8 protein-coding genes are annotated in these 12453 nt (G+C 62.9%); 2 read left to right on the top strand and 6 right to left on the bottom strand.

Annotated features, from left to right (window positions below):
- Positions 1 to 10 precede the first annotated feature (10 nt).
- Positions 11 to 3493, top strand: a complete 3483-nt coding sequence (gene mfd, locus HV765_RS09140; protein ID WP_175169589.1) for a transcription-repair coupling factor — start codon at positions 11 to 13, stop codon at positions 3491 to 3493.
- A gap of 23 nt (positions 3494 to 3516) precedes the next feature.
- The gene (gene serB / locus HV765_RS09135) at positions 3517 to 4374 is read left to right on the top strand and encodes a phosphoserine phosphatase SerB (RefSeq protein ID WP_054424138.1); all 858 of its coding nucleotides are present in this window, start codon (positions 3517 to 3519) and stop codon (positions 4372 to 4374) included.
- A gap of 72 nt (positions 4375 to 4446) precedes the next feature.
- Here serB and HV765_RS09130 read toward each other — a convergent pair whose 3' ends face one another.
- From HV765_RS09130 to nuoL, 6 genes are read right to left on the bottom strand one after another with little or no spacing between them, the layout of a single operon-like run.
- Positions 4447 to 6723 carry a TonB-dependent receptor gene (locus HV765_RS09130; RefSeq protein WP_175169588.1) on the bottom strand — a complete coding sequence of 759 codons (2277 nt, stop codon included), beginning with the start codon at positions 6721 to 6723 and terminating at the stop codon, positions 4447 to 4449.
- A 42-nt stretch (positions 6724 to 6765) separates the two neighbouring features.
- Complete coding sequence (locus HV765_RS09125) at positions 6766 to 7116, bottom strand: hypothetical protein (RefSeq protein ID WP_175169587.1); 351 nt, start codon at positions 7114 to 7116, stop codon at positions 6766 to 6768.
- Positions 7070 to 7399: a DUF2818 family protein gene (locus tag HV765_RS09120; RefSeq protein ID WP_054424143.1), complete on the bottom strand. Its 330-nt coding sequence runs from the start codon at positions 7397 to 7399 to the stop codon at positions 7070 to 7072. The genes HV765_RS09125 and HV765_RS09120 overlap by 47 nt, the downstream gene beginning before the upstream one ends.
- Before the next feature lie 13 nt (positions 7400 to 7412).
- Positions 7413 to 8897, bottom strand: a complete 1485-nt coding sequence (gene nuoN, locus HV765_RS09115; protein WP_054424145.1) for an NADH-quinone oxidoreductase subunit NuoN — start codon at positions 8895 to 8897, stop codon at positions 7413 to 7415.
- 9 nt (positions 8898 to 8906) lie between these two features.
- A complete protein-coding gene (locus HV765_RS09110) occupies positions 8907 to 10409 on the bottom strand; it encodes an NADH-quinone oxidoreductase subunit M (protein WP_054424147.1) in 1503 nt (500 codons plus the stop codon).
- Complete coding sequence (gene nuoL, locus HV765_RS09105; RefSeq protein ID WP_054424149.1) at positions 10406 to 12442, bottom strand: NADH-quinone oxidoreductase subunit L; 2037 nt, start codon at positions 12440 to 12442, stop codon at positions 10406 to 10408. Before nuoL ends, HV765_RS09110 begins: the two co-directional genes overlap by 4 nt.
- Positions 12443 to 12453 lie beyond the last annotated feature (11 nt).

The following is a 12453-nucleotide window of genomic DNA, read 5'->3' as shown; positions in this document are numbered from 1 at the left end:
CTTCCGCTTGATGCCTGCTTCCACCCTGATGCCCACCCCCACTTCTCCTATCACCGCCGCGCCGCCGGTCCCCGCGACCGCCCCGACTCTGTCCGCGCTGAAACCCGGCGCGCGCTATGCGCAACCCCGTCCGCCGGGCTCGGGAGACGCTTGGCTGCTGGCGGATCTGGCCAGGCAGGCGTCCGCGCCGCTGGTCATCCTGACGGCCGAACCGCTCGAGGCCCAGCGCCTGGCAGAAGAAATTCAGCTATTCGCCCCGGACCTGCGTGTGCGCCAGCTGCCTGACTGGGAAACGCTGCCCTACGACGCGTTCTCGCCGCACCAGGACTTGATCTCGGAGCGTCTGCACACGCTGCATTCGCTGATGATGAAGACGGTGGACGTGCTGACGGTGCCGATCACCACCGCGCTCTACCGGCTGGCGCCGCCCTCGTTCCTGGCGGCCTACACGTTTTCGTTCAAGCAAAAAGACAAGCTGAATGAAGCCGCCCTGCGCGCGCAGCTGACGCTGGCCAACTACAACCACGTCACGCAGGTGACCGCGCCCGGCGAATTCTGCCTGCGCGGCGGGCTGATCGACCTGTTCCCGATGGGCTCGGTCGTGCCCTACCGGCTGGACCTGTTCGACGACGAGATCGAAACCATCCGCAGCTTTGACGTGGACACGCAGCGCAGCCTGTACCCGGTGCGCGAAGTCCAGTTGCTGCCGGGCCGCGAATTCCCGATGGACGAGGACTCGCGCACGCGCTTTCGCGCGCGTTTCCGTGAAATCTTCGAAGGCGACCCCTCGCGCGCCCTGCCCTATAAAGACATCGGCAACGGCATCCCGTTTGCTGGCGTCGAGTACTACCTACCGCTCTTCTTTGAAGAGACGGCAACCTTGTTTGACTATTTGACGGCGGGCACGGTCACCGTCACGGTTGGCGACATCGACGACGCCATCCAACGCTTCAATCAGGACACGACCAGCCGCTACAGCTTCCTGAAGAGCGACCGCGAACGCCCCGTGTTGCCGCCGTCCGCCCTGTTCCTGGACAGCGAAACGCTCTACACCCGGCTCAAGGAATTCCGCCGCCTGTCGCTGTCGGCAGGCGAGCCGCATCCTGATTTCCGCGCCGTGCCGGACGTCAGCATCGCGCGCCGCTCCGACGACCCGATCGCCAAGCTGCGCGCGCTGGTGCAAACGCGCCAGACCCGCGTGCTGCTTTGCGCGGACTCGGCCGGCCGCCGCGAAACCCTGGTGCAGATGCTGAATGAATATGGCGTCACGCCGGATGCGCAGCCGGACACCATCGAAGCGTTCCTCGCGTCGGATGCCAATTTCGGCATCGTCGCCGCCCCGCTGACGACCGGCTTCGGGCTGCCCCAGGCCAACCTGGCCTTCCTGACCGAAAACGACTTGTACCCGGGCCTGGCCACCACCGGCCGGCGCGGCAAGCGCGACCAGGAACGCGCGAGCAACGTCGAGGCCATGGTGCGCGACCTGTCCGAACTGCGCGCGGGCGACCCCGTCGTCCATGCGCAGCACGGCATCGGCCGCTATCACGGCCTGGTCAACATGGACATGGGCGAAGGCGAGATGGAGTTCCTTCATCTTGAATACGCCAACGGCAGCACGCTGTATGTGCCGGTGTCGCAGCTGCACGTGATCGCCCGCTACAGCGGCGCCGATCCGGAAGCCGCGCCGCTGCACCAGCTGGGTTCCGGCCAATGGGACAAGGCCCGCCGCAAGGCCGCCAAACAGGTGCGTGACACCGCCGCCGAACTCTTGGCCTTGTATGCGCAACGCGCCGCGCGTGAAGGTTTTGCCTTCAATCTGCCGCTGAACGACTACCAGGCGTTTGCCGAAGGCTTCGGCTTTGAAGAAACGGCCGACCAGGCCGCCGCCATTGAAGCCGTGCTTGCCGACATGACCTCCGGCCGTCCGATGGACCGCCTGGTCTGCGGCGATGTGGGTTTCGGCAAAACCGAAGTCGCGCTGCGCGCCGCCTTCCTGGCGGTGGCCAACGGCAAACAGGTCGCCCTGCTCTGCCCTACTACGCTGCTGGCCGAACAACACGCCCAGACCTTCTCCGACCGCTTCGCCGACTGGCCCGTGCGAGTCGTGGAGCTGTCGCGCTTCCGTTCGGCCAAGGAAGTCGCCGCCGCCATCGAAGGCATCAACGACGGCCGCGTGGATATCGTCATCGGCACGCACAAGATTCTGTCCAAAGATGTGAAATTCAAACGTCTGGGACTGGTCATCATCGACGAAGAACACCGCTTCGGCGTGCGCCAGAAGGAAGCGCTGAAGTCGCTGCGCGCCGAGGTCGACGTGCTGACACTGACCGCCACGCCCATTCCACGCACGCTGGGCATGTCGCTGGAAGGCATACGCGACTTCTCCGTGATCGCCACTGCGCCGCAGAAGCGCCTGGCCATCAAAACCTTCGTGCGCCGTGAAGACGGCAGCACGCTGCGCGAAGCCCTGCTGCGCGAACTCAAGCGCGGCGGGCAGTGCTACTTCCTGCACAACGAAGTCGAGACCATCCACAACCGGCGCGCGCGGCTGGAAGAGCTGGTGCCCGAGGCCCGCATCGCGGTCGCTCACGGCCAGATGCCCGAGCGCGAGCTGGAACAGGTGATGAAGGGCTTCTATCAGCAGCGCTATAACGTGCTGCTGTGCACCACCATCATCGAGACGGGCATTGACGTGCCCAGCGCCAACACGATCGTGATCCACCGCGCCGACCGCTTCGGGCTGGCGCAGCTGCACCAGCTGCGCGGCCGCGTCGGGCGTTCGCACCACCAGGCCTACGCCTACCTGCTGACGCCGGGCGAAGACGCCATCACCACCAACGCGAAGAAGCGCCTGGAAGCGATTCAGGCCATGGAGGAACTGGGTTCCGGTTTCTACCTGGCCATGCACGACCTGGAAATTCGCGGCACGGGTGAAGTGCTGGGCGATTCGCAGTCGGGCAACATCCAGGAAGTGGGTTTCTCGATGTACAACGAGATGCTCAACGAAGCGGTGCGCGCGCTGCGCGCCGGCGAAGAACCGGACCTGGACGCACCCTTCAACCTGGCCTGCGAGGTCAATCTGCACGCGCCTGCGCTGCTGCCGTCGGACTATTGCGCCGACGTGCATGCGCGCCTGGGTATCTACAAACGCCTAGCCCACGCCGCCGACGAAGATGATCTGATCCACATCCAGGAAGAACTCATCGACCGCTTCGGCAAGCTGCCCGAAGCCGCGCAGACGCTGCTGACCACGCACCGCCTGCGCCTGGCCGCCCAACCGCTGGGCATCGTGAAGATCGACGCCAGCGAAACGCAGGCCTTGATGCAGTTCGGGCCGAAGACCTCGGTCGACCCGGCCAAGATCATCGAACTTGTGCAGCGCCAGCGCAACATCAAACTGGCCGGACAGGATAAATTGCGGGTTGAGATCAAGGCGGCGCAAATTCCCGCCCGCGCTGACGCCGTGCGCGCCGTGCTGCGCGCACTGAAGTAATCCAAGCCACTCTTCTACTGCTTATGACTACCCATCACCTTGTCGTTCAATCTCCCGGCCTGCGCATCGAACAGGCCGAGCAGCTGGCCGCGCTGGCTCAGGCCCAGGGCGTGGCGCGCATCAGCAACACCGCCGCGCGCCTGCTCGACGTGCAGCACGACGCCTTGACGCAAGCCGAAGTCGTGGCCTGGGCCAACAACAATGGCGTCGACGTGGCCTTCGTGCCCGCCGGCCTGAAGCTGTCTGACTGCAAGGTCCTGGCGATGGACATGGATTCCACGCTGATCAACATCGAGTGCATCGATGAAATCGCGGGCGTGGTGGGCGTCAAAGACAAAGTGTCCGAGATCACCGAAGCCGCCATGCGCGGCGAAATCAAAGACTTCGCCGAAAGCCTGCGCCGCCGCGTGGCCTTGCTCAAGGGCGTGCCGGCCGAAGCGCTGGAACAGGTCTATGTGGAAAAGCTGCGCCTGAACCCGGGCGCGGAACGCCTGATCTCGACGGCCCAGGCCGCCGGCATCAAGGTGCTGCTGGTCTCCGGCGGCTTCACCTTCTTCACGGACCGTCTGCGCGAACGCCTGAATCTGGACAGCGCGCACGCCAACACGCTGGAAATCGACAACGGCCTGTTGACCGGCAACGTCGTCGGCGACATTCTCGACGCGCAAGCCAAGGCGGTCTACCTACGCGAATTCGCCCGCACGCACGGCGCCACGAAGGAACAGATCATCGCCATGGGCGATGGCGCAAACGACCTGCTGATGCTGGGCGCCGCGGGCTTCCCGGTGGCGTATCACGCCAAGCCGCTGGTCCGCGAACAGACACGTTTCGCGCTGAACGTGACGGGCTTGGACGGCGTGCTGAACTGGTTCGAAAGCTGATCTGCCGATCGCGTTTCCCGCGAGCAAAAAAAAGCCACCTTGCTCAGGTGGCTTTTTCATTCCCGCTTCAGATCAATACCGGACCTTCAGCGACAGCAATGCCGCGCGTCCGGTGCCAAGCGCCGCGTAGTGCGCGGCGTAGGCCTTCGTGTAGTACGTTTCGTCGAACAGGTTCAGCACGTTCAACTGTGCCGAGAAGTGGTCGTTGAATTCGTAGGCCGCCATGGCGTCAAAGCGCCAGTACGACGGCACCCAGCGCGCCTTGGGCGTACCGTCGGCGTTTTTCGTGGCGTCTGAATTGCCGTACACCTTGTCGACGTAGTAAGCGCCGCCGCCCACCGTCAGCTTGGGCAGCACCTTGTAGGTGGTCCACAGGCTGAAGGCGTTACGCGGGGTATTGGGCAGGTCCTGGCCGACGGCGCCGCTGTTGTAGGCGCCCTTGGTCATTTCGCTGTCCATGAAGGTGTAGCCGCCGAACACGTTCCACTTGGGCGTGATGCTGCCCGAGAAGCCCAGTTCGATGCCGCGCACCTTGGCCTCGCCCACTTGCGCCACTTCGGTGGCGGACACGGCCACGCTGGTGTTCTTGCGCGTGTCGTGGAACGCTGCGGCGGACAGCGTCAGCCGGTCTTCGAAGACCTGCCACTTGGTGCCCACTTCCACCGTGCGGCTCTTTTCAGGCGCAAGCGACGAGGTGGACAGCGATGTCGCGTCGCTGATCGCGCCTGCGGCGATGGCCGACGGCGTGGACGACGTGCCGTAGGTAGCGTAGATCGTGCCATTGGGCAGCGGCTTGTAGGCCAGGCCCAACTGGTAGTTGAACAGGCTGTCTTCGCGGCTGGTGCTGTAGAACGAGGGCGTGCCTGCCGGATCGCTGCGGCCAGCGGCGATGTTGCTGCCGCTGGTGCGATAGTTGTCCCAACGGGCGCCAACGCTGGCTTGCCATTGTTCGTTGAACTTGATGGTGTCAAAGCCGTAGACCGCCACCGTGTCGGTGTTGTAGCGCGCCGGGTTGTTATTGCGTTGCAGGGTGCCGGGGTAGTCGGTGCCGGGGTCCGGGTTCCACAACGAGGCGCACAACGCCGGGTTGGCGTAGGTGTTGCGGCCATTCGTCGTGGCGGTCACGCAATTGCTGCCGCCCGAGGGCACGCCGGTTTCGGTGTAGCCGTCTTTGTTCTGCTTGATGTTGCTGTATTCGAAGCCCAGATCGAACGTGTGCTTCAGGCTGCCGGTGTCGAACTCGCCCGTCAGATCGGTCTGATTCGCGAAGCTCTTGGTCACGTAGTAGCCCGACTTCAACGCGCGGTACACCAGGCCGTTGGCCACGTTGCCCTTGCTATCGTCCGGGTTGGTCGCTGCGAAGTCCGTCGTGCCACGGCCGTAGCGGGTCACGTTGCGCAGTTGCAGCTTGTCTGAGAAGTCGTGCTGGAAGTCGACGGTGGCAACATCATCACGCGTCTTCATGAAGTCACGGCCCGTCAGGCCATAGAACGTCTTGCGGCTGACGCCCATCGTTTCCGTCACCGGCTGGCCCGTCTTCGGGTCATACGGGATGGAGTAATCCGGCATGCTGTCGTCTTGGTAGTGGTAGTAGCTGAGCGTGATGCGGGTCGGCGTACCCACGCCCAGCATCAACGACGGCGCCACGCCCCAACGTTCAAAATCCACCGCATTGTCGCGGCCAGCCACATCACCCTTGTTGCCCATGACGTTCAAGCGGAATGCCGCCTTTTCGTCCAGGCGCCAGTTGCTGTCGATCGTGGCGCGGTAGTTGTTGTCCGTACCGATCTGGGCGGTGGCTTCGGTGAAGTCCGTCGCCTTGGGCGTCTTGCTGATCATGTTGATGCTGCCGCCCGCGCCGCCGCGGCCGGCATAGACCGAATCCGGCCCCTTGATCACTTCCACCTGCTCAAGGTTGAAGGTGTCGCGCACTTGCGTGCTGGAGTCGCGAATGCCGTCCAGGAACAAGCTGCCCGCCGAGTTCTGGCCACGGATGATCGGCAAGTCGCCGCCCGGGCGGCCGCCTTCGCCCGCACCGAACGTAATGCCCGGCGAGTTACGCAGCACGTCCTGCAAAGTCGATGCCGCCTGATCCTGGATCACCTGCTTGGGCACCACCTGCACGGTGCGCGGCGTATCCAACAGCGGCGCCGTCATCTTCGGCGACGGAACGGTCGTGGTCTGGTAGGCCGAGCCTTCGCCTTCCACGCGAACCGGCGACAGTTGCGTCACGCCGGCGTCAGCGGTTTGGGCGGCAGCGTAGGGGCTGATGAACAGAGCGGGCGCGGCGATGGCAGCGGCCAGCGAGGTAGTGAGCGTATTCAGGGAATACGAATCTTGGGGCTTCAAACCAGCTTCTCCAGAACGTAAATAGCAACGATTCTTGTTTTTTTACCGGTTGCGATTTTGATCCTGGCCGCTGAATGAAACCTGAATGAAAGCAATCAACGCGTTGAAAAGATGAAAAAACAACACTTGATCGGCGACGATCGTTATATATAGCGGCTTATGTCGATATTTAATGGTGCCGGATACATTGCCACCCGGGGTCGCGCCTTCGTTAATGCAGCCAATCAGGGACGCCTCGGAAAGCCACTTGAATCCCCCGCTACGCAGGGCGAGGTCCGGCGCATCACTTTCCACGGCCCAAAAAGAAAAACGCCCCAGACGGGGCGTTTGACGCGTTGGCGGGCCTTCAGGCGCGCAAGCGTGGATGGCGTTTGAACAGATAGCGGTACACAAAGCCGGGATACGCCAACACCAGGAACAAGCTCAAGGTGATGGCGTAGAACTCCCAGGTCTGGGAAAAGCGATTTCCCAGCGTGGATTCAAACGCAAAGCCCAGCGCGCCAACGATGGCGTAGAACACCAGCACTTCAACCAGACGCATCCAGAACGGTTTGACCGCTTCCGCCCCGCCCTGCTTCCAGGGCAATACGGCGAACACCCGCTCCGTCAGGAACGGGAGGTTTGCGCTGACCAAAGCCAGCGCAATCAACAGCCATACCGCCAGCGTCTGGTTCATGGCTGTGTTCCGCTTACAGGCTCAGCGACGAACGAATCGCCTGTACGCACAGTGCCATCAAGCCACCGGGCAACAGGCCCAGCACCAGCATCATGGCGCCGTTGATCGACAGCAGGCCGCGTTGACCGCAGGTGGCGACGATCGGGGCGGCATTGGCAGCCGGCTCGTCGAAGTACACGACCTTGACGACACGCAGGTAGTAGAACGCGCCGATCAGCGAGAACAGCACTGCCACCACGGCCAGCGTCACGTGGCCCGCGCTGATCAGCGCTTGCAACACGGCCAGCTTGGCGTAGAAGCCCACCAGCGGCGGAATGCCGGCCAGCGAGAACATCAGCAGCAGCACAATGGCGGCATGCCACGGGCTGCGGCGGTTCAGGCCCTTCAGGTCGTCGATGTGCTCGCACTCGAAACCTTGGCGCGACAGCAGCAGGATGATGCCGAAGCTTGCCAGCGTGGTCAGCACGTAGGTCAGCATGTAGAACAGCGACGCGCCATAGGCGGCAGACGACAGTTCCGGCTTGCCCGCGACCGAACCCGACATCAGGCCCAAGAGCACGAAGCCCATGTGCGAGATGGTCGAGTAAGCCAGCATGCGCTTGAAGTTGGTTTGCGCGATGGCGGTCAGGTTACCGATGGCCAGCGAGAGCACGGCCAAGATCATCAGCATCGGCTGCCAGTCGGCGGCCAGACCATGCAGGCCGTCCACCAGCAGACGCAGCGTGATGGCGAAGGCCGCCAGCTTGGGCGCACCGCCCAGGATCAGCGTGACCGCAGTCGGCGAACCCTGGTAGACGTCCGGCACCCACATGTGGAACGGCACGGCGCCCAGCTTGAACGCCAGGCCCGACACCAGGAACACGATGCCGAACACCAGCGCCATCTTCTCGGCCTTGCCAGCGGCGATGACCTTGGACACTTCAGCCAGGTCGAGGTGACCCGTAGCGCCGTAAACCATCGACATGCCGTACAGCAGGAAGCCCGACGCCAAGGCGCCCAGCACGAAGTACTTCATGGCGGCTTCGGTGGCGACGACGTCATCACGGCGCAGTGCGATCAGCGCGTACAGCGCCAGCGACATCAGTTCCAGGCCCAGGTAGATGGAGATCAGGTTCCCGGAGGAAATCATGACCATCTGGCCCAGCAGCGCGAACAGCGTCAGGACGTAGAGTTCGCCGCCCTTGAGCATGTCACGGACTTGCGCATAAACGCGGCCGTAAACGAGCGTGGCGCCCACCGCGATGTAGGAGGCGATCTTCAGCAGGTGCGACAGTTCGTCGGTGACGTACAGGCCGTTGAAGGTCGCGCCCGCAACGCCGTTCTTCCATTGCACGGCCGACACGACGGTCAGCACGCCCAACACCAGCATGGTCAGCAGGAACGTCGGCTTGCGCTCGGGGTGATTGCTGACCGCGTCGACGAGCAGGATAGCCAGGCCGGAAACCAGCAGAAGGATTTCCGGTGTCGCCAGGGCGAAATCGATTTGGGATTGCATCATTGTCTTGTCTTACAGTTTCGAGACGGCAACGTGTTGCAGCAGGGCCTCTACCGACACGTGCATCACGTCGGTGAAGGGCTTGGGATAGATCCCCATGTACAACACGGCGATCGCCATCACGCCAAGAATCACAAATTCGCGGCGGTTGATATCGGTCAGCTCGCGGACGTGGTCATTGGCGATGTCGCCCAGGACCACACGCTTGACCATCCACAGCGAATACGAAGCACCCAGGATCAGGGCGGTAGCCGCCAACAGGCCGATCCAGAAGTTGTGCTCGACGGCGCCCATGATCACCATGAACTCGCCGACGAAACCGCTGGTGGCCGGCAGGCCGCTGTTGGCCATCGAGAACAGGATGAAGAAGGTCGCAAAGCGCGGCATCACGTTGACCACACCACCGTAATCGGCGATGCGGCGCGAGTGCATGCGGTCATAGAGCACGCCGATACACATGAACATGGCGCCCGACACGAAGCCGTGGGAGATCATCTGCACGATGGCGCCTTCGACGCCGGCCGTGTTGAAGATGAAGAAGCCCAGCGTCACGAAACCCATGTGGGCCACAGACGAATAAGCCACCAGCTTCTTCATGTCTTCCTGGATGATCGCCACCAGGCCGATGTAGATCACCGCGATGAGCGACAGCGTGATCATCAGGCCAGCCAGGCTGTGCGAAGCGTCCGGCGTGATCGGCAGCGAGAAGCGCAGGAAACCATAGGCGCCCAGCTTCAGCATGATCGCAGCCAGCACGATGGAGCCGCCCGTGGGCGCTTCAACGTGAACGTCCGGCAACCACGTGTGAACCGGCCACATCGGCACCTTCACCGCAAAAGCCGCCAGCAGCGCCACGAAGATCAGGATCTGCTCGGTCTGGCCCAGCTTGACCTTGTGCCAGGTCAGGATGTCGAACGAACCACCCGATGCGTGCCACAGGTAGATGAACGCGACCAGGGTCAACAAGGAACCCATCAGCGTGTACAGGAAGAACTTGAATGCCGCGTAGATACGGTTATCGCCGCCCCACGCCCCGATGATGATGTACATCGGGATCAGCGTGGCTTCGAAGAACACGTAGAACAGCATGCCGTCCAGCGCGGCGAACACGCCCACCATCAGACCCGACAGGATCAGGAAGGCGGCCATGTATTGCGCCACGCGGCTGGTGATGACTTCCCAGCCGGCCAGCACCACGATGATGGTGATGAACGCGGTCAGGAGGACGAACCACAGCGAAATGCCGTCGATGCCCAGGTGGTAATTGACGTTGAAGGCTTCAATCCAGGAAGTCTTCTCCACGAACTGCATGGCGGCCGTGGTGTTGTCAAAACCGGTGTACAGCGGAATCGTGACGAGGAAACCGGCGACGGCGCCGACGAGCGACAGGCCGCGCGTCAGGCCGCGACGATCGTCACGGCCCACCGCCAGCACCAGCAGGCCGAATACGATCGGGACAAAGATCGCAAGCGTGAGCCAGGGGAAAGTGTTGGATGCCATCTCGCTTGCCATCATTGGGGAATCAGCACAAAGAAAGTCACCAGCGCCATGATGCCGATGATCATCGCGAACGCGTAGTGATAGATGAAGCCGGACTGCAGGTGGCGGCTGACCGCAGCCACCCAGCCCACCACGCGGGCGCTACCGTTGACCAGCAGGCCATCGATGATGCCGCGGTCGCCGGTATTCCACAGGCCACGGCCCAGGGCGCGCAGGCCGCGAGCGATGATCTGCTCGTTGACCCAATCCACGTAGTACTTGTTCTCAAGCACCTTGTTCACGCCAGACAGGCTGGACTTGATCGCGGCCGGAACCTTGGGATTGATCAGGTAGCAGTACCAGGCGATGACGAAACCCGCCACAACCAGCCAGAACGGCAGGGTCTGGAAGGCATGCAGGCCATAGGCGACCCAGCCGTGCCACTCTTCTTGCAGCTCGTGCATGGCCGGATGCTGCGGCAGCACCGTGATCACGCCGTTGAAGAACTTGCCGAACAGCATCGGGTCAACCGCCCAGGCGCCAACCAGCACCGACGGAATCGCCAGCAGGATCAGCGGCAGCGTCACCACCCAGGGCGACTCATGCGGCTTGCCGCCATGATGGCCGTGGCCGTGATCATCGTGACCGTGACCGTGGTCGTCATGGGCATGATCGTCGTGACCATGGTCGCTGGTGTCAAAGCGTTCCTTGCCGTGGAAGACCAGGAAGTACACGCGGAACGAGTACAGCGACGTCACGAACACACCGATCAGCACGGCGTAGTACGCGAAGCTTGCGCCCCAGACGTTAGCGTGGCCGGCGGCTTCGATGATGTTTTCCTTCGAGTAGAAACCCGAGAAGAACGGCGTGCCAACCAGCGCCAGCGTGCCCAACAGGAAGGTGATCCAGGTGATGGGCATGTACTTGCGCAGGCCGCCCATGTTGCGGATGTCCTGGTCGTGGTGCATGCCGATGATGACCGAACCCGCGCCCAGGAACAGCAGCGCCTTGAAGAACGCGTGGGTCATCAGGTGGAAAATGGCCACCGAGTAGGCGGAAGCGCCCAGCGCGACGGTCATGTAGCCCAGCTGCGACAGCGTGGAGTACGCGACAACGCGCTTGATGTCCGTCTGGATGATGCCCAGGATGCCCAGGAACAGCGCGCCGATGGCACCGATCACGATGATGAACGACAGCGCCACGTCCGACAGTTCGAACAGCGGCGAGAAGCGGGCAACCATGAAGATACCGGCCGTCACCATGGTGGCGGCGTGGATCAGCGCAGAGATCGGGGTCGGGCCTTCCATCGAGTCAGGCAGCCAGGCGTGCAGCGGAACCTGGGCCGATTTGCCCATGGCGCCGATGAACAGGCAGATACACGCCACCGTCAGCAGCATCCAGTCAGAGCCCGGCAGGGTCATCGCGGCCAGCTTGTCGGCTTGGGCGAAGACTTCGCCGTAGTGCATCGTGCCGGCGTACGCGAACAACAGGCCGATACCCAGCACGAAGCCGAAGTCACCGACGCGGTTGATCAGGAATGCCTTCATGTTGGCGAAGATCGCCGTCGGGCGGGTGTACCAGAAACCGATCAGCAGGTACGACACCAGACCCACCGCTTCCCAGCCGAAGAACAGCTGCACCATGTTGTTCGACATCACCAGCATCAGCATGGAGAACGTGAACAGCGAGATGTACGAGAAGAACCGCTGGTAGCCGGGGTCATCCGCCATGTAGCCGATGGTGTAGATGTGCACCATCAGCGACACGGACGTCACCACGACCATCATCATGGCCGACAGCGGATCGATCAGGAAGCCGATTTCCAGCTTGGTCTGGCCGATGAGGCTCCAGGTGTAGACCGCGCCGTCAAAGCGCAGGCCGTTCAGCACGTCGCCCAGCACCACCACCGAACCGATGGCGGAGATGAGCACGCCCAGGATCGTGATGACGTGGGACGCGCGGCGGCCGATAGGACGGCCCAGGAACCCGGTGCCGAAAAGGCCCGCGAGAATTGCTCCGGCCAGCGGTGCCAGCGCGATGAGCAAGTAGAGATTGGGTGAGCTAGACATTTTCTTCCAAT

The organism is Achromobacter kerstersii, assembly GCF_902859595.1.
GTDB lineage: Bacteria > Pseudomonadota > Gammaproteobacteria > Burkholderiales > Burkholderiaceae_B > Achromobacter > Achromobacter kerstersii.
This window is presented reverse-complemented; position numbering and strand designations above follow the sequence as displayed.

Coding starts and splice junctions, on each gene's coding strand:
- nuoL (WP_054424149.1), bottom strand. CDS start 12,442: ATGTCTAGCTCACCCAATCTCTACTTGCTCATCGCGCTGGCACCGCTG.
- HV765_RS09110 (WP_054424147.1), bottom strand. CDS start 10,409: ATGATGGCAAGCGAGATGGCATCCAACACTTTCCCCTGGCTCACGCTT.
- mfd (WP_175169589.1), top strand. CDS start 11: ATGCCTGCTTCCACCCTGATGCCCACCCCCACTTCTCCTATCACCGCC.
- nuoN (WP_054424145.1), bottom strand. CDS start 8,897: ATGATGCAATCCCAAATCGATTTCGCCCTGGCGACACCGGAAATCCTT.
- serB (WP_054424138.1), top strand. CDS start 3,517: ATGACTACCCATCACCTTGTCGTTCAATCTCCCGGCCTGCGCATCGAA.
- HV765_RS09120 (WP_054424143.1), bottom strand. CDS start 7,399: ATGAACCAGACGCTGGCGGTATGGCTGTTGATTGCGCTGGCTTTGGTC.